Origin of the sequence: Paenibacillus sp. FSL R7-0189 (assembly GCF_037969925.1) — a bacterium.
GTDB lineage: Bacteria > Bacillota > Bacilli > Paenibacillales > Paenibacillaceae > Paenibacillus_AQ > Paenibacillus_AQ odorifer.
In genome coordinates this window covers 4,226,512-4,245,193 of sequence record NZ_CP150223.1, presented here as the reverse complement: position 1 = coordinate 4,245,193, position 18,682 = coordinate 4,226,512, and the positions used below count along the sequence as shown (strand labels likewise).

General features: G+C 40.4%; 18 protein-coding genes. 12 read left to right on the top strand and 6 right to left on the bottom strand.

What is annotated here, in order from left to right:
• The first annotated feature begins 15 nt into the window (after positions 1-15).
• The 11 genes from MKY63_RS18460 to MKY63_RS18410 all read left to right on the top strand — a co-directional run bounded on the left by MKY63_RS18460 (position 16) and on the right by MKY63_RS18410 (position 9,806).
• A complete protein-coding gene (locus tag MKY63_RS18460; protein ID WP_076222758.1) occupies positions 16-252 on the top strand; it encodes a hypothetical protein in 237 nt (78 codons plus the stop codon).
• The gene (locus MKY63_RS18455; protein ID WP_076222760.1) at positions 233-982 is read left to right on the top strand and encodes a JAB domain-containing protein; all 750 of its coding nucleotides are present in this window, start codon (positions 233-235) and stop codon (positions 980-982) included. The genes MKY63_RS18460 and MKY63_RS18455 overlap by 20 nt, the downstream gene beginning before the upstream one ends.
• A gap of 15 nt (positions 983-997) precedes the next feature.
• On the top strand, positions 998-1,873 hold the full coding sequence (locus tag MKY63_RS18450) for a secretion protein F (RefSeq protein WP_256716988.1): 876 nt from the start codon (positions 998-1,000) through the stop codon (positions 1,871-1,873).
• Positions 1,874-1,907: 34 nt separating this feature from the next.
• Complete coding sequence (locus MKY63_RS18445; protein ID WP_076222762.1) at positions 1,908-2,300, top strand: DUF4320 family protein; 393 nt, start codon at positions 1,908-1,910, stop codon at positions 2,298-2,300.
• A complete protein-coding gene (locus MKY63_RS18440) occupies positions 2,297-2,836 on the top strand; it encodes a hypothetical protein (protein WP_076222764.1) in 540 nt (179 codons plus the stop codon). The genes MKY63_RS18445 and MKY63_RS18440 overlap by 4 nt, the downstream gene beginning before the upstream one ends.
• Before the next feature lie 117 nt (positions 2,837-2,953).
• Positions 2,954-3,529: a DUF6550 family protein gene (locus MKY63_RS18435; RefSeq protein ID WP_076222766.1), complete on the top strand. Its 576-nt coding sequence runs from the start codon at positions 2,954-2,956 to the stop codon at positions 3,527-3,529.
• Positions 3,530-3,595: 66 nt separating this feature from the next.
• Positions 3,596-5,338 carry a hypothetical protein gene (locus tag MKY63_RS18430; protein WP_076222768.1) on the top strand — a complete coding sequence of 581 codons (1,743 nt, stop codon included), beginning with the start codon at positions 3,596-3,598 and terminating at the stop codon, positions 5,336-5,338.
• Between the two features lie 17 nt (positions 5,339-5,355).
• Positions 5,356-6,036 (top strand): hypothetical protein, encoded by a 681-nt coding sequence (locus tag MKY63_RS18425; RefSeq protein WP_076222770.1) that lies wholly within the window; start codon positions 5,356-5,358, stop codon positions 6,034-6,036.
• A gap of 4 nt (positions 6,037-6,040) precedes the next feature.
• Entirely contained in the window at positions 6,041-6,874 is an 834-nt protein-coding gene (locus MKY63_RS18420; protein WP_076222772.1) for a C39 family peptidase, read from the top strand.
• 4 nt (positions 6,875-6,878) lie between these two features.
• Positions 6,879-8,693: a DUF87 domain-containing protein gene (locus MKY63_RS18415; protein ID WP_256716989.1), complete on the top strand. Its 1,815-nt coding sequence runs from the start codon at positions 6,879-6,881 to the stop codon at positions 8,691-8,693.
• Between the two features lie 96 nt (positions 8,694-8,789).
• Positions 8,790-9,806 carry a hypothetical protein gene (locus tag MKY63_RS18410; RefSeq protein ID WP_256716990.1) on the top strand — a complete coding sequence of 339 codons (1,017 nt, stop codon included), beginning with the start codon at positions 8,790-8,792 and terminating at the stop codon, positions 9,804-9,806.
• Between the two features lie 79 nt (positions 9,807-9,885).
• Here the strand turns inward: MKY63_RS18410 and MKY63_RS18405 are convergent, their stop codons facing one another.
• From MKY63_RS18405 to MKY63_RS18395, 3 genes are all read right to left on the bottom strand, one after another.
• Complete coding sequence (locus tag MKY63_RS18405; protein ID WP_081386847.1) at positions 9,886-11,511, bottom strand: ATP-dependent helicase; 1,626 nt, start codon at positions 11,509-11,511, stop codon at positions 9,886-9,888.
• Positions 11,504-13,273 carry an AAA family ATPase gene (locus tag MKY63_RS18400; protein ID WP_076222776.1) on the bottom strand — a complete coding sequence of 590 codons (1,770 nt, stop codon included), beginning with the start codon at positions 13,271-13,273 and terminating at the stop codon, positions 11,504-11,506. The genes MKY63_RS18405 and MKY63_RS18400 overlap by 8 nt, the downstream gene beginning before the upstream one ends.
• A 276-nt stretch (positions 13,274-13,549) precedes the next feature.
• Complete coding sequence (locus MKY63_RS18395) at positions 13,550-14,296, bottom strand: hypothetical protein (RefSeq protein WP_076222778.1); 747 nt, start codon at positions 14,294-14,296, stop codon at positions 13,550-13,552.
• Between the two features lie 486 nt (positions 14,297-14,782).
• Here MKY63_RS18395 and MKY63_RS18390 point away from each other — a divergent pair, with 486 nt between their 5' ends.
• A complete protein-coding gene (locus MKY63_RS18390; RefSeq protein WP_076222781.1) occupies positions 14,783-15,160 on the top strand; it encodes a hypothetical protein in 378 nt (125 codons plus the stop codon).
• Positions 15,161-15,360: 200 nt separating this feature from the next.
• On the opposite strand, the gene MKY63_RS18385 is transcribed toward MKY63_RS18390, so the two are convergent.
• The 3 genes from MKY63_RS18385 to MKY63_RS18375 all read right to left on the bottom strand — a co-directional run bounded on the left by MKY63_RS18385 (position 15,361) and on the right by MKY63_RS18375 (position 18,666).
• Positions 15,361-16,239 carry an NAD(P)-dependent oxidoreductase gene (locus MKY63_RS18385; protein ID WP_076222784.1) on the bottom strand — a complete coding sequence of 293 codons (879 nt, stop codon included), beginning with the start codon at positions 16,237-16,239 and terminating at the stop codon, positions 15,361-15,363.
• On the bottom strand, positions 16,145-16,549 hold the full coding sequence (locus MKY63_RS18380; RefSeq protein ID WP_076222786.1) for a DUF3830 family protein: 405 nt from the start codon (positions 16,547-16,549) through the stop codon (positions 16,145-16,147). Before MKY63_RS18380 ends, MKY63_RS18385 begins: the two co-directional genes overlap by 95 nt.
• A gap of 194 nt (positions 16,550-16,743) precedes the next feature.
• On the bottom strand, positions 16,744-18,666 hold the full coding sequence (locus MKY63_RS18375; protein WP_076222788.1) for a hypothetical protein: 1,923 nt from the start codon (positions 18,664-18,666) through the stop codon (positions 16,744-16,746).
• Positions 18,667-18,682: the final 16 nt, after the last annotated feature.

Sequence of the window (18,682 nt, the reverse complement as noted above, 5' to 3'; positions counted from 1 at the left end):
GAAAGGAGAATTCAAATGCACGATTCTATTCGGTTACTAGGCAATTTGATTGAGGCATCCCCGCAAGAGCAGATCATCTTACAATCCCTGATTGAGGAATACGGGTTCGATAACTTTTGGGACCGGTTCGAGGAAGAGGAGCTGTCTGGCGATTTGAAAAGCAAGCTGCATGCAGTAAAGAAGATCTTACATGCCTTGGAGCCAGTCCCATCTCCTGAAAGGAGCGAATTCGATGGGCCAAGACTCTCTTGATAAGAGAATGGTCAAGGAATATATCCAATCCCTTCATCAGTTAACGGGAATTCCACTCGAAAAATTAGAGAACTATGGAAATACCAATAACCTAATGAATGCTCTGGAGCATCCCCATTCCCTGGAACTCACTTCAATACAATTACAAAAAGTTGAGCAGCTTAATGAATTCCTCATCTCTCACCGTGTTCTGCAGTGGGAAGTCGAGAATACACAGCGAAAAATCACCTCTCCAGAGCTGGCAGGAAGCTACTTCTCCGCATTTTTACATGGGCTACGGGACCGAGAACGCTTCATGGTCGCCTTCTTAGATAATGGTAACCATGTGATTGAAACACGGATTATTTCTGAAGGTGGTCTCACTGAGGCTCCTGTGTACCCCCGCAATATTTTAAAGACTGCGCTAAATTGTGACTGTACATCCATCATTATGGCGCATAACCATCCGGGCGGGAGCCTGAAGCCATCCTGGGAAGATATAGAGATGACCAAACGAATGGTTGCGATCTTTGAACCGCTTCATATTAGTATTTTGGATCACATCATTATTGGTAATGCAGGCTTTACTTCATTGACACAGATGGGGAAATTACCAAAATCAGCTGAAGAGGCGATTAGTTATGAGGCCATCACCCTCAAAAGTCTGGAGGAAGTCGAACCGTATATTCACGCTCCTTACCATGAGCCTGTATGGGATGGTGTAGTGCGTGAGGAAGAATGGGAGCGCTAATGGAGGTGATTGTCTATGATGTCCGGATTACTAATGTTCATTGGTTTGTTTTTCGCTGCTGGATCTTATCTCATTATCGCGGACCTGATTAAACTTCCTACACTTGCTGCCTCAAAGGCAGTCATTCAGGTCGCACGAACTGGGAAGAAAAACAGTTCTACCTTCGATGCTCTCATCTTTCGTATGTCTTCCTGGCTAGCTCCTAAACTTCGACTAAGCGATTACTATAGACGTAAAACGGCTGCAACCCTTCAGTCAGCTGGAATTCCACTAACCCCACAAGCCTATGTAGCTCATTCCATTGTAAAAGCGGGTTTGATTTTTGGTGGAGGATTAATGAGTCTGCCAATTTTACCGCTGATTTCACCTCTCTTTATCTTTTTAGCAATCGCTGTATTCTTCAAAAACATAAGTGCGGCAAGGGAATCCGTTCGCAAAAAAAGAGAAGAAATTGAAGCTGAACTCCCCCGGTTTGTGACCACTATCGCGCAAGAACTTAAAGCAACCAGAGACGTGCTGCGGATGCTTGAGGTATACGCCAAAAATGCCGGGAGCAGCTTGCAGAGCGAATTATTTATTACTATTGCGGATATAAAGAGTGGCAATCAGGAGACGGCACTGCTGAGGCTCGAGACACGTATTGGCAGCACGATGTTATCAGATATTGTACGGGGGTTGCTAGCCGTATTGCGCGGGGATCAGGGAGTTGTCTATTTTGAAATGCTCGCACATGACTTCAAATTGATAGAAATTCAACGACTCAAGCTTATTGCAATGAAACGTCCAGGCAAAGTACGCAAGTATTCATTCTATATGCTCGGATGCTTTATGTTGATGTACATTGTCATTTTGGGCATGGAGATCATGAGGGCGATGGGCAAGTTATTCTGATGCATACCATCCAGAAGGAAGGGAGGAATGCTAGGTGTCCATCCTCCGAAGTAAGCGCGGAGAAGGTTACGTCGATGTGGTGGTGCTAGTATTGGCTGCCATGTTATGCGTAGCTCTGGCGATCAAGGTGTTTCCAGTCTTTGTTGTAAAACATCAACTAGACACTTTCGCCGCGGAACTGGTACGAGAAGCTGAGATATCCGGCAGAGTTGGCAATGAGACTACAGAGCGAGCTAATGAATTACAGACACAAACTGGTCTCTATCCTACAATAACGTGGAACAGAAGCGGACAAATTCAAATTAATGAAGAAGTAACGGTAACTTTGAAAACCACTGTTAATATCGGACTATTTGGGGATTTTGGCTCCTTACCCATTGAACTCTCCGCTAGAGCTCAAGGAAAGTCTGAGGTGTATTGGAAATGAAGTGGCTGACTAACAAATCTGGTAATGGTTTTCCGTTAGTTGTTGCCATTGTGTTGGCAATACTGATGTTTTCCTGTGTAATTTTTGAATATATGCGACTAACAATTATCGCCAGTGGTGTACGTGATGCCGTGCAAAGCTCCATTATTGCCGTGGTTGCTGAAAACTACAGTTATGTATACAGTAGCCTGCGGCAAAGTTACTCCGGCGGTTATTTACGGTCTGGAAACGAATGGCAGGAGCAGGTCTCCACAGGACATATCTATCCTCGGCTACAAGAGAATTTGGGACTGGCCCAACAAGGAACAAGATATACTAAACTGATTGGAGATCAGGTGGAATATAGTTTATCCGGTTTAGTAGTAACTCTTATCAATGCACCGTTCGCTCCTTCTTCTCCGAACACCATAGAGCAATTCACAGCCGAAGCAGTAATACAGCTAGAGGTGCCACTTTCCTTTGGCTGGGGTCATCTACCTTCTATGAAGGCAGAATTACATGTTAAAGCAGTATATATGCCTCGGTTCAGCTCATAAACTCATAAAAAATTATTGTGTAAGCTGATTTAATTGGATTTTACAGAATTATACAGTAAAATAGAAGAATGGGATCCTCTTGTAAGAACACAAATATGCTATAAGGAGTCGAAAAAGATGAAGCGAAAGATATGGGCTTTTGCTGGAGGAATTGTGATTATTGGGCTTATAGTTACTTGGGCGGCATGGCCACATAAAGACAGCAGTCAAATAACTGATCTAGCAAATACGATAACCGCAGCAATTCCTTCTAAAATCAATGTTTCTGAAATAGAGCCAAGCCCTACTAACTCCCCCCAGAATCCAAGCCCAAGCCACTCCCCCATCTCTGTTGCCGAAATCACCCCTCAGCCTACTATATCTGAAACTCCCATACTTCAACCGGAAAAGGAAAAGAAGAATGTTGAAGTACCTATTACCCAACCTGCCAAAACACCAAAACCTACCCAGCCACCTAAGCCCAAAGTTAAGGCATCTACAAAACCACAATCTCCTACTTCTACTCCAGCTTATGAGGAAAAGACAACTCAGCCTAATAATCAAAAAGATGAACCAAAGGCTGGAGCTAAAAATAATGATGGGAAAGTGTATGTTCCTGGTTTTGGATGGGTTGAGGATCAAGGCGGTGGAACACAAGTTGTTAAAACGGGAACTGATGGTGATTTGAATAAGCAAGTTGGAGACATGGATTAAAATCACTAAAACATGAGAAAAGGCGCGGCGTGTTGCTGCGTCTTTTTCTTTTGGGAGGCATTGGTTATGAGTCGATTTTTAAAATGTATGTTTATACTTTTACTTACGATGACCATCTTCATGCCGTATATTACAAATGCTGATGGTACTGGTGATGGGAATATTGACATTGGTGGTGGTGGTCTAGGTAGCGGTAATGGGCAAAACTTTTGGAATACAAACGATGAAGGAGTCAGGGTCACTGTAATAAGATCAGATGATCAGATTGCGGTATCTACCCCTATTGATTTTACGAATCGCACTCCTCCAAGCTCACTTATTCATTTCGGAAAAATCAGTAAACTACAGTATAGCAAAGGGACAACTTTAAAACCGTCAACTGCCCCTTACACATATGTACAGCCTGGAGAACGTCTACCTTTCATTATTAAGTCGAGTAAAGCTGAACCGAATTTAGAGCTCATCAAAAGATATTTTTGTTCTGAGTACATGGCAATGCGCATTGCGAACGCAACAAATATTGACTACGAGACTTTAATAAACGGTAACTACAAACTTCTTATAGAACCCATCGCTTATATTACCTTTCAAGGTGTGCAGATGGCGATGACTGCCCATGAGGCCGCTTTGTACGATCAAATTCTAAATGGCGGTTTACGTTCAAAAATGGTCAGCCTCACTCATCAAAATCTACCATTATCCATATTTCTAGAGACCTCCGACCTTGGCTTCCCCGCTTGGAATGGTTCTACCAGTAGTCGTGTCAGTAACGATCAAATAATTACTTCACTTGGTTTGGGCATCGTTCGCTTTAATAACGCCCCTACCACCCCTTCCCCCAGTCAGGCGAGCTATCAATACCGAACAGATACCGATGTGATTACCTCCGTGCGTCTTTCCACCGCTGCTGAAATCACACCTGATAATCCGGCAAGCGTTACATTTGCGATTATGGGCAGCACTTACACGGTGACGAATATCGTCATTCCGGAAGGCGACAGTCAGTTGGTTTGGATAAAATGGCACACACCTAGCTCACCACAATCAATCTCTATTCAGGTGCGCTCAACAAACGGCTCTCTTAATGTTTCTTCTATAACAGCTTCTATTGTCGATCTAAACCAGAATCCCCCGCCCAATCCTACTGCCACAGATCGTAACGATTCATTTCATCTCCCATCAGTTCCTAACTATCCGTCAAAAACTACTGCCTCCTGGGGAATCTGGTCGGCTAGTTGGCATGAATACTGGGTCTGGATTTCTAACTGGCAATGGCACAGTACCGGAAAGGATACGGGCTATTGGATAGACTATGGATATTGGAAAGATCGAGGCTGGTGGGAATATATCTGGACTAGTTATTTCGCTTCCCTCTCTGCCACTCAATCAGTCGTCCCCGATACTAAATCACCATCTCTTTCCTCCAGTAGGATGAAATCAGGATATGGCATTGAGATAACCAGCAACAGCACTACCTCTTCTAATGCTCCTAGTAGTCACTTCACCGGTGCCCAGCACGCCGTTACTTATTTCCCGGAGTTTTCTTATCAAGCATACTGGCGACTTCATGACCTTAAATCAGGTGGAGTGAACGCCAATTTTTGGTTGAAGACTAATGAATATTCAACTTACCAAAGTCGAGTTCACTTTACGCCGGTTTGGTTCCCTGATGGACCGTATATTCCAATTACACGCATTCTGGATGTCTGGACACCTGCAGGCATGCTAACCCTTCAATTACAGGGAACGATTACGATCTCCGGGAACCTATTCTCTGATTGGCATATTGCACCGAAAAAAACAAAATAGAAAGTGGTGCTGCTTTTATGCTGCTGCCCATCATTGTGCTGCTCCTCTGCCTTCTTGGCGGAGGAGCTGTTTTATTTCACCTCATGAAAAGTAAAGCAAAATCCAATATCACCACAGATCTTGCCATGCAAACAGCACAAGAATTCGTCCAAGTACAAGACATTCATGGGAACTTCCTTCATACACAAGACGGTTGGCTGATGAGCTATGTACGGATCTTCCCGATTAGCCTGGATTTATTGAGTACCTCTGAAAAACGGATGCTTATTAGCAAGCTGACAGCCGAATTATCCTCTTTCAACTATCCATTTAAGTTTCTTGCGGTAAGCCGCCCTGTAGATATTTCTCCTCTAATTTCAGAACTCAGTGCCTTACTCTCTACCGCAGACCCTAAGCAAAAAGAACTGCTCCGGAAAGAAATGCTGGAGATGAATACGCTCACTCTCTCAGGTGAAGTAGTTGAGCGACAATTTTATTTAATCCTCTGGCAGCGACAAAATGACGGGACTGAACGGGACCTCTTGGACAAAACTAAACGGCTTGCTCAGCATTTTGAAGATGGCCAAGTGCAAACTCAACTTTTAAAACAGCAAGACATCGTTCAGTTATGCAACCTAGTTAACAATCCCTCCTACACCCACCTCGAAACGACAGAACCTGAAAATGTGATTCCTTTTCTTGCGAAGTTGGAGGTGTAAGAATTTGGACCCCTTCACTGCGAAGTTACTTTCCAAAATAGCCCTGAAAATTGCTTCCGACGAACAAGCTCGCAAACGAATGCTGATGCTTACTTTAGTTCCGGCAGCCACCTTGTTAGTTCTCATCGCTATGGTTCTACAACTGCTTACCTCCCCCTTAGAGTCACTCAAAATATGGCTCTCGGCTGATGAAACACCCATTGTAAATGAAATGCGTATCGACTATGGCTTCACCCAAGTTCTACAAAATACCGACGAAGGATATGTGGAAAGTCAGGGACAGCAATATGAGGGAGTAACGTTTAAGGATGGAAGTCGTGAAGTTGTCTATTACAACCAAATGGACTCCCGTTGGGCAGATAAACCTTATGGTCCCAGGGACACCATTGGCGTATCCGGTTGCGGTCCAACTTCCTTATCAATTGTCGTTTCGACCCTCACGAGTAAAATGATCGATCCAGTCACTATGGCTAATTGGGCATATAGCAACGGTTATTTGGCAGAAGGAACCGGTAGCTACCATAGCTTAATTCCTGATGGTGCTCAGCATTTTGGATTAAATGTTCAAGGAGTTGCTCAAAAAGACCAGCAAACCATCATTAATGCCTTATCTAGTGGAAAACTAGTTGTTGCCATTATGGGTAAAGGTCACTTCACTTCTTCAGGGCATTTCATGGTCCTTCGAGGCGTCACATCTGAAGGCAAGATTCTTGTCGCCGATCCAGCCAGTCGAAAGCGAAGCGAGCAGGAATGGGATTTCTCCATTATTTTAAATGAAGCCCGAAAAAATGCAGCAGCAGGTGGCCCCTTCTGGATCATAAGCGGAAAGGAGAACTGATATTTTGAAACCCACATCTCCATCTTTATCTGTGAATCCATCACTTCTAAACGCAATCACTCCTATGGGCCTGGAGTTTTTTCGGAACGGCCTTGTGATTGGTGAACAAACAGCTAAAATGTATGGCGTCATTAAGTATCCTCACAAAGCCGATGTTGGTTGGCTCTCCACTCTAACCAATATGCCATCTACCATGGTATCCATTGGTTTTCAACCTATAGACAATAGCGCCTTAATCTCCGCAATATCCAAATCCATTACACAAAACCGCAGCATGGCCGACAGTGCTAAAGATCCTCTCACCCGTCAACGAGCAGACAAGGCGGCTACCGATGGTGAGAACATTATGATGCAGATCGACCAAAACGGTGAAACGGTTGGCCTTATGAATGTAATGGTCATGCCATTTGCGGAAGATGACAAGCAGTTCACTCGTGTGTGTAGACGTGTAGAAAATACCTTAAGTATGATGCGGTGCAAAATTCGTAACCTGGCCCATCTTCAAAAAGAGGGCTTTCGTCACCTATCCCCCATGTACCCGGCACAAGATCAAATGGGGGATATCCTAAATAAAATCATGCCGATGAGTACCTTCGTTGGAGGCTTCCCCTTTGCAAGCTCTGGCTTCAACGACGGAACGGGCTATTACTTCGCCAAGGACGCTAGCGGTGGCTTGGTTATCGTCGATACATGGAAACGCGGCGGCGACCGAACCAATTCAAACATCGTCATTATGGGCGTGGCCGGCGTAGGTAAATCTACAGCTGTAAAGCATGTGGCACTTAGTGAATACATGAAGGGTACCAAAATTATTTTTATTGATCCAGAATCGGAATATAAGGAGCTTTGCCAGAGGCTAAATGGCGACTGGATTAACGCCGGCGGTGGATCTAATGGTAGAATCAATCCACTGCAAATTCGCCCCGCTCCACGCGATGAAGAGGATGAGCAATTTCCGCTTTATAAAGATGAAGGTCACGGTATGTCCGAAATGGCGCTTCATCTGAAGAATCTGGAAATCTTCTTTAACCTCTACATCCCTGACCTGACCATGATGCAAAAAGCCGTCCTTAAGCAATGTTTGATTGAGTTATATAATCAGTTTCAGATTACTTGGACCACAGATATTGCGAAACTTTCCAGTACTGACTTCCCTACTTTTTCTGACCTCTACGCTCTGATTCATGGCAAGGAAAAGGAATTTGGAGATGATGCTTATAAAGAGTTGTCCCTACTACTGCATGATATTGCACATGGTGGGGACTCTTTTTTATGGAATGGTCACAGTACCATCCAAACCCATAGCCGCTGCATTTGCTTGGACACCCATACTCTTCAGAATACATCTGAGAATATCAAGCGAACCCAATACTTTAACCTTTTATCCTGGTGCTGGGAGCAAATGTCTCAGGACCGAACAGAACGGGTTCTGCTGATCTGTGATGAGTGTTATTTGATGATTGACCCAAACGTCCCACAGAGCCTAGTATTCTTACGAAACGTAGAGAAACGCGCTCGAAAGTATGAAGCAGGCCTTGCGATTATCTCTCATAGTGTCGTCGACTTTCTAGCACCTGAAGTCAAGATGTATGGGCAAGCGCTTTTGGATATTCCTTGTATTAAAATACTGATGGGGACAGACGGGAAGAACCTTCAAGAAACACGTGAGCTTTATAACCTAACGGACGCAGAGGAAGAACTTCTTGCCAGCAAGAAGCGGGAACATGCTTTATTGATGATTGGATCTAAAAGGTTGCATGTCCACTTTGATATCCCGGAATATAAGTTTGCTTATATGGGAACAGCAGGAGGACGATGAGCATGGACAAAAAGAAGCAGCTCATTGAGCTTTTCTTCTACATCGGTCTGGTGGTCATCGGGATCATTTTGTTATTCAAGAAGGAAGGGTAAAATCATGATTCTATATCTGACGAGTACTAATAAAGTTAATCTGCTTGATTTTATTGAGGAAGAATTGGAACTGCCAGTAAAGAAGCTAATCGGGTCGTTTTCTCTCAATGCGTTTGTAGTCAAAGATATGCGGTTCTATAGTCATGTTCACTATTTAGCAATTGACCGTGAAGCCATAAAAGAGACTGACGAAGAAATGGTACAAGCACTTCTATCTTTTCAGATGATGTATGAAATGCGAATTATTATGATTAATGAAGGACTGCCGGAGAGCAGCCCTTTTTTACTAGAACTGATAAAAGCAGATATTCAAAATGTGGTTACTGCCGAAACAATAGAGATGATTCAAGATGAGCTTCGAGAGTGTTTTTCAGAAGTGGGAATGCTTCGACGTAATCCTGCTAAAGAATCTGTTTCAATAGAGGTGGTACCTCCATCTTCAAAAGTGGAAGAAGTAACTCAATTCCAGTTTAAATGCACTAATGTTGTAATTGCCATAGCTGGATGTGACCGGAGAGTAGGCGTCACCACTACGGCATTTAATTTAGTTTGTTGGATTAATGCTCATGGTGGGACTGCCTGCTATTTTGAATCAAATACCAGTAATCATCTGGCCCATATCATTCAGTTGTTCAAACCAGATAAAAATGGAAATGCCTATTCAATAGAAGGTTCTGACTTCTATATGATGAAAGAATTAAATCAGGACTATAACTTTTATGTAGTTGACTGTGGAGTAATAGGAGCCTCTGAACCTCATGTGGATTTCATTAACGCTAATTTAAGGGTACTTTGTGGATCAACATTGCCCTATGAGATACCAATAGTCTATAGAGCTATGGAGATTTGTAAAGGCCTTGAATTTTTAGCACTCGTTTTATTCGCTCCGATTTATATGAGGTCCTATATTAAGCGTATTTTCAATGAAGATGTTTTTTTTGGCGAAGCATCGCATGACTTGTTTGATTCATCAATAAATAACTCATTTCACGAAAAACTACTAAAGAATTATATTTATTAATTAGTGTTATTCTTGTAATAAAATAGAGCAAGGCTACTTCTCGTGAGAGAATGCACCTTGCTCTGGTACTAGTTTTTTATTATAGCTCCCATTCTAAAGCTCCCCTTAAATTAGAAACGTTATTAATAAATAAAAAAGGTGAGCCCTCAGTTGACCAATAATCACCTTGTCTTGATCTATATCTTTTTGTACCCTGCATAATATAGCAAGCCTCTATTGCTCTAGTTATTCCGACATAATGAAGATTTAAAGATTGAGTATAGTCTTCTTCTGTGAGCCAATTTCCTTCAGCTGGTAATATCCATCTGTAAACATCTAAAAGAAAAACACATTTAAACTCAAGTCCTTTAGACTTGTGTAATGTCATGATGTTTACTTCTTTTTCAGTCGCAGGTTTAAAACTATTACGATTTTCTTTATCCCCTAATACGGTATTTAATTCCTTAGATATCCCATTATCTATCTCTTCTGGATAAATAAGCTTAGCAAATTTCACAAAAGACTCCAGGTGTTCAACTAATTGATCTTCATTTAATAAAAAAATACTACTAATAATTATTAATCCGCTTTCAAACCCTTTTATATCATATTCTTCATTGAAGTAGTTTTCGACAAACTCTAAAATGGTAGTTAAACCAACTTTATATGAGAAATACGAAGTTAACATATCATTAAAAAGCATACCCCAATTCGTATTACTTCTGTCTAGTGCAGTATCTACAAATAGTTTGTTTTCAATCTTAAGAAATTGAGAAGCTCTTCTCGCATTTTCATTACTTCTACATAAAATAGCAAAATCATTATTATTCACTATTCCATAATTCATTCTAATCATCTGCATATTACGTTCAATCGCACTTATAACTGCTTCATCGCTTCCTATTACATCAACTTTAAAAACTCTCGGTTCATCTGTTAATACAATATCTGGAACTCCCATGAGCGCTAACGAATATTCTGAAATTGACTTATGACATCGATGGTTTCTTGTGATTTCTAAGTGATCAAATTCTTTATTAGACATTAATGAGAATAAAAATTTGGAGTATCTATCACTGAACGCGTAAATTGCCTGATCTAAATCTCCAACCGCAATTCCTATTATGCCTTGATCTACTAATTTCAAAAATATATTGTGTTGAATTTCACCACAATCCTGGTATTCATCAATAAAAACATGTGTATATTTTGATTTTAAGTATAATAAGCATTCTGGAACGGTATTCAAAATATAGAGTGCAGTTTCACCACAGATTTCCAAAAAAATATGTCCATTTAATAAGGATTCCCTCAACAAAAGTAGCAATTCTTTATTATTCGAATCATCTTTTAGACCTTTTAATCGTTGGTATTCAGGATAATCATCAATATTATCTCTAACTTCTAAAGGAATTATTTTACTCACAAGAATTTTTGTAAATGGGACAATTATTTCAGATATATAAAACTTGTCAATTGTCCCCAAAAAATTCGATTTACTTTCAATACCTTTTCTTTTACAACGTATTTTTAATTCTTGACTTGCCTTTCTAGTAAAAGATATAGCAATAACTCCTTGGAAATCTAATAGCTTTTTTGATATGAATTTAATCTTTTCCACCACAGTAAATGTTTTACCACTTCCTGGTTTTGCCGTAATCACCAGGTTTCCCTGCTTCTCAATAATCCTCAGTTGCTCATCACTAGGTTCTATTAGCTTACCCATTATTTAATACAACCCTTTCAGCTAATATTTTGATTTGCTCTAAGGGCTCTGCAATTTTATCTCCCTTTAAAACTTCCAAATTGTTTATATTACTTTTCAAGAAACTAAGCATATTTTCCGCCTTAGCTTTTTGCATTTTCTTTACTGTACTTTTTTTTGTAGTTGTATTATAAAATTTCTTCAAAAAGCTGTATAACTTACTTTCCACTAAATCATTTTCAAGGTCTTTCATAGATAAATAAATATTATCCTTCTCAATTGCCTTAGTAATATACTCTGATAAAAGTTTAGCTTTTTCTGGTATACTTACTTTTTCCAACCATTCATTATCTTTCTGATTTAACTTCCAGTATTCGAGTAGGGCTTCATTTCCCCTTTCAAGCAATTCTTCATAAATCCCCATTACTCGAGATATTCCTGCTTGATACGATAACTCTATAGAAACAGAAGGCGAGACTTTATGTGATTTGTTAAAAATATCATTATCTGTTCTCAATACAAATGGAATATCTAACGCTAGGCAAATTTTCACATATGGTTTAAACCCTATACCATTAACGGAAATAATAGAGACATTTAGATAATCCAAATCAATATTTAATTTCTGTGATAAGGCTGTATAAAAAAGCTTCTCTGAGGGACCCTCTACTAATAGAACTGCATTTACAAAAAAAACATCTGAAGTTATCGCATCTAACCTATATCCAAAGTCATCAAAATCCAGTTTTATTGCTTCACTGCATCCACCTCTAGCAACTTTAGTCAACTTATGTTTCTGATAAAGCTTTACGATTTTGTCAGGACGAAATTCAGATGCAATATGAGGAGAATGTGTAGTTATAAATACTTGTTCTGCGAAATTTTTCAATAAATAATTCGAGAGTTTTCTTTGTTGGTGTGGATGTAAATGAGCTTCTGGTTCTTCAATAGCAAAAAAAGTAACTTTCTCTAGGGTTCTTCTATTTTTCTGTTTTGCAACCCATGTCGCTATAAATATTTGATTATTTCGACCCTCTCCACCTAATGTAAGCGTTTCATTATCTGAAGCATAAGTTAGCTCGAGATTATCCAGCATTTGCACTATATCGGAGTTAGCATTTTTAAAACTTAATATTTGGCTTTTATTATGTATGGCTAGATCGCCTAATTCAGCGTTTACATTCTCCAAAGACTTCTTAATATAGTTTAAATTATCTATCTTGGAGTTCATAGTATTCAAGTCCACTTTCATTTCTCCTATAGATTTTTCATCCGCTTCCATTAATTTTTCTGCTAGGGATAATTTCGAATCATTAAGAATTTGATTTCTTTCTCTTTTCATCAATGATGTTAAGTTACGTGTTGTATTTACACATTCCATATTAAGTCTTTTTATATAAAAACGTGATTGTTTGACTTCTAATGTTTCTTCAGAATGTCCGGCTAATATAGTATATTCACCACTTTTCGAGTTTTTATATTGGATATACACTACTCCACTCTGGAGGTCACCTTTAAATGTACTGATTAAACAGTCTTCTTGTATCTCCGTGATTTTTACTGTTATCTCCATATTTTTTGCTTTAGTAATAACATTATAATCACTGTCGTATAACTCCAAATCCTTCTCACTTAGGCTCCGGTCAAATAAAATTCTCAAAGCATATATTAAATTAGTTTTCCCTACATCATTAGCTCCAATAATTAATGTTTGATTTGCAAGATTTATTGTTTCATTATCGAAGTTTCTAAATCCATTAATCTTTATCCATTCAATTAACACTATATCACTCCTTTAATGTGTGTTTCTGATTGTAGACAAACGTAGTTCTTAATGCGAAGTAACAACCTCATATCTATGTTTCAAAATTAAGTCCACACTAAAATTCTCCCCAGACTTAGTTCTAATTATATATTTCTCTGAAAAATCTATAAGCTGTAACTTCAGCAAATATTTTAAGCTTCTAAGGTGAATTCCCCTCAAGACTTTTGTACTCCTTGTCATTAATCTACTATGTTTTTTGAATATATACGTTTGATGAAAATTAGACTTTAACTTCTAATCATTCATTTGATACAAAATATTCTCAAGTGTTGTTATTAAACCATTTCTTATAGGGCCATCTTTATCCATAATCATTTCTTTGATATCTTCTTTAACTTTATTCAACATTGAAATACTTGTTGCTATAAGTAAAGAAACAATAAACACCACAAAGAACACCGTCGTATTTATTGTAATTTCAGGTGAATCCATATTTTGAATGTTTAATGGTACATTATCTAATGCATTAAAATAGGCGTATATATGTGTTAAGAGTTGGGTGAGATTAGGAATCGATATAGCTAAAATAATACTTGGAGCTACTAAAGGAGAAAGTTTCCTCCTCTCATTATCTTTTGTATAAGAATCAATAAGTTTCTCTATCTTCCACTTCACATACACATTATTATCAAGAAGATATTCTGAGATGAGATGAAACTGTATATCGGATTTTGATTTTCTCCATTTTTTCGGATTTGAGATAATAGAATGATGTTTTTTTAGTACTTTCATCGCTTTCTTATCAAATACTTTATTTAGTGCATGCAAGAATACAATTAAGAGAAGTGTACTTGGAAGTGAGATAATACACCACCATGGATATGATGCTAAAAAAAGTATAGAAATACCACTTGAAATTGCCATCAACATAGAAAAATAAATTAGGACTATATAAAATTTATGAAAATAATACATATGTGAATAAATCAACGCTTTATTTGAAGCTTGATCATTATAATAAGTAAAAAGATCTTCCTTCAAAAATTCCACTCCCCATAACTTAAATAACAACATTTAAAAAATTAATATTTTTCTATTAGAACTATATAAGGTTTTTATCTTCACTACCTAGAAAGGTAGTTCTTGAAAAGTGAAAATGTGTTAGTAATATTTCGACAAACCTTTTCCTTCTTCCTTCCAAATATAAGATAAACCCGCAATTCGTTTACACTTATGTCGAATGATTGAACTTTGACCTATTTACATAAAATGAAAAATTCGAACTAATAAAAACAAAGGCTGCAACTCATCTGCGAGTATACAATCTTTGTTTTTAGGCAGCATACTTAACCTTTTTGATGGTTCTATACTAAAGTATTTTTAAAATATTGTTTAAAATATTCGCGGACTAGTAGATTTATTGCCGATATTATTCACTACACGATATTAAAATTAAAGTAAATGATCACCTCAGTAAGATGTGCTAATCTATAATTGGAAACTATTTAAATAAATAGGAGGTTCGAAATGTGGAATAGAAACAAATATAACGGGCCCGGTGGGGGGCTTTACAATGGACCGGGAGGCGGACTTTATAACGGGCCTGGGGGCGGCGCTTATAATGGGCCCGGCGGAGGACTTTATAATGGACCTGGGGGTGGACTTTATAATGGGCCCGGAGGCGGTCTCTATAATGGGCCCGGGGGTGGACTCTATAATGGGCCCGGAGGCGGTCTTTATAATGGACCAGGTGGAGGACTTTATAATGGGCCGGGAGGCGGTCTTTATAATGGCCCTACTCCCTATATGAGTAATATTCCTCCATGGCAGGTATTTGTGCAGGAGTTGGAGAGACGCGGAATGAATAGACATGCTGAACTTATTCGAAAATATCATTTGAATTGACACAAATTCCTATTCAAAAATTAAAAGTGAGATTATCGTAATTAATTGATTCGTTATTCGCGCTAGCATCAGCGTATCTTAAAAACAGCGTATAATTAATCTTAGGCGCTGTTTCTTATAGAAATCTAATTACAAGTGTAATACAACACTCTTTACAAATTGATTAAAGTACTAAATCAAAGGATTTTCGGCTAATTGTCTTACTTTTCCGAAAGCTCCTTAATGTGCAGAAAGATCGCCGCTACGTCTAAATCTCCCTTTCCCCGGGCTATGGCCGATGTATATGTAGCTGCTGCATTTGCAGCCAAAGGCAGGCTACTCTCCAGTGCTTTTGCCGTTTCCATCGCCAGATTCAAGTCCTTCTCCATCCACTTCAAGGCAAACGCAGGAGGAAACGATTCATCCATTAAAGCATTTGTTTTGGCTCCCAGCATCGGTTTGTTTACAGCAGATTCAGTCATCATCTTGATCACCAGTTCGCGATCCAACCCCATCTTCTCGGCGAGAATCAGTGACTCCGCAATACCCTGCATGGTGATTCCCAAGAGCAGGTTAACTACCAGTTTGGCTTGGCTTCCCGAGCCGTTTTTGCCAAAATGCAAAGTTTCTTTACCTAACACATCAAAGATTGGCCTACAGATATTAACAACCCCTGTTTCCCCTCCAGCCAAAATGACCAATTGGCCGGCTTCCGCCGGTTTCACTGAGCCGGAAACGGGTGCATCAACGAATCGCACCTGCTTGCTGGATAATTGACCCGCTAGATTCAGCGCAGCTTCGTGGCCGATCGTGCTCATATCGATTACAATTTTACTACTGTCCACACCGGACAGCAGACCTGCGTCTCCATGGTAGAAATCTTGCAAGGCAGAGGCATTCGATAGTATGGTAATGATAATATCGCTTTTTTCAGCAACGACTTTGGACGTTTCGGCGTATTGGGCGCCTTGTTCCACCAGGAAGTTCGCTTTTTCGGCTGTGCGATTATGAACCCAAAGCTGATACCCTGCATTTACAAGATTTTGAGCCATAGGTTTGCCCATATTCCCTAAACCAATCCATCCAATTGTAGGTTTCATTTGCAATACTCCTTATTCTGATTTTATATCGCGGTGCCCTTATGATATATTTCCCTGTGCTTCCCATTTCATCTCCCGGATACAGGAGAATTTCGCCCGGAAGCGGATAGCTTGTGGGGTGTTCGAAGACAACGCCTCGGCCGATGCCGTGGAGGTCAGCAAAGACGGCTCTGCCGCTCCATGCCCCCTGAATCATTGTGACCGTAAGCGGCAGCTGCTCAAGCAGCCAGCGGCTGGATTCTGGTGTCTTCTCTTCCTCAAGCCTGGCCAGAAAAGTAAACTCTCCGGAAGTCATTTTAATTGTTGTCATATTCAGCTCTCCTTTAGTGGTTGGATTTAGATATTGGATGATGGCGCTGCAGCCGGTACCCGTAAAAGCTGCAGGCCCTAGGAATGGTTAGATAATGTTAAGTTGTAACAGAATAGCACCTCTTTTGCTTCCCACCGAATGTTTCCGGATTGAGCATAAGAGGTGCTAATGTTTTTGTGTACGTAACCTGGATCTTACGAAATCATGAAATAAAGTGCCCAATCCTGATCGTTAGCCCAAGGATCATCGTATTTACCTGGCTTATCGTTCACCTTGAAAGGAAACAATCTAGCACAGGAGGCTTGACCATCTGCTCTGAAAAGACTGAGTACACCGCGTAGGGAAGCTTCCCCCATTGTCTCATACTGCTCCTCGCCAGTCAGCTTAGCATACTCCAGATAGACTCTCCCAGACAATCCGCTCCAGTAGTGCGGAAACGTATCGCCTAACAGTCTTCTTTTACCGAACCAATATCCGTCCCAGTGACGAATCGCCACTTCATGCAGGTTGTAGTCGGGTTGCCTTCCATTGAAGAGCTCCAATATGTGCAGATGCTCACGGAATGCGGTCAAATATTTCTCATTCTTGGTCAGAAGGTACATCTGAATCAGCACATTCGCAGCAGGAGCCACAATACTCTGCTCATAATTCACTTCGCTCGGAGGATAGGAGATTCCGCATTCAAAGATAGTCTCTGCATGCTTACTGAAATGCGCGTACAGGGAATCAGCTTCCAGTATCAGCTCATTGCCTCTCAGCAGGCCGATCATATCATTCATCGGCAGTTCAATCGGATAGAATTTGTAGCCGCCATTATTATAGAATCCGTGCATAATCTTCGACATCTTGACTAGATAGGCCTTGTTCTTATATAGGTTAAACAATTCCATATACAAAATGGCCAGCCACGAATAATTATAGAGCCTATGGATGTCATTGTTGCGGCCGATATCATTAAATACAGTACCACTCACCTCATCGAATAACTCACGTTCAATATAATCCACATATTTTAGCAGGCTTGCTTCCAATTCATCTGAAGCAGTGGTCTGTAAGTATCTGGCGATGAGCACCCCCATGCCGAATCGTTCTCTTCCGCCGTTATGATCATGGTAATGGGAATAATATCTGCTCTGCTCTTCATTATCATAGACGAGGAATGCACCATCCAAGCGGCTTCCCTTGTCACGACATTGCTGTTTTCGTGCAATAAAGTGGCATCTGGCCTCGATGAGTTGATTAAGCGGAGGCAGCACGAGAATATTGCAGATTGTACTGATACCGTTGATATCAATTGAATAGCTATACTCACCTGATGTTTCGTATACCGCTTCTACGATAATACAATTACCCGTAACGGAATAAGGGACCTCTTCACCCTTGCAGATAATATCAACTAGATCCAGTTGTGGGAAGGCATGCGATATCTTCAGCCGGCACTTTTCCCCTGCAAACAGCACGTACTTGTCCGCTTCGACGTGAATGTATCGTGGGTAAGCTTGTAGTTGCTGGTAAAAGTCTTCTTTCCCTTCATGCCAGAACAGTTCCCAAGTCAGTGAGATGGATGCCCCGGGTATAAGAACAAAGGGGGCAGGATGGAGGATAATCAAGCCACGGTTATTGCTGCTCTGAGCGGCATCCCTTTCAATGCTATATTCAGTGATACTTCCGTTCGTTAGTACTAGACCCAGATGGGGGGCAATTCCTCCCATGCGCAGCCCCATAATATAACTGGCCTCCCCACCGCACCATATGTGTGCATGGCTTCTTTGCGTCATACATATATCCGCTGAATCATATTGATCAGGGAAGGTAGCGTGGATTCCAATCTCGCCCTTCTGTGTGTAAATGTCATAAGGGGTATTATTGGTGAATATATAGGTTTCCTGCAGTCTGCCACTGGGAAGCACCTGTCTCTCTACAGTCAGATCAACACCAGGCTTCAGACATACTTCCCCCCATCTTCCGGATTCTCCAGCCCAGTTCATTCCGTGAGGATCGTCCGGGTGACTTAAATGGGATATATGATTTTTATCCGAAATTTCAATGTTATACTTACTCAAATTGCTTGTTAAACGAATTATTTGTTTTTCTGTATAATCCATCTTCTCTCTCATAAGTCGCTCCGCTCCC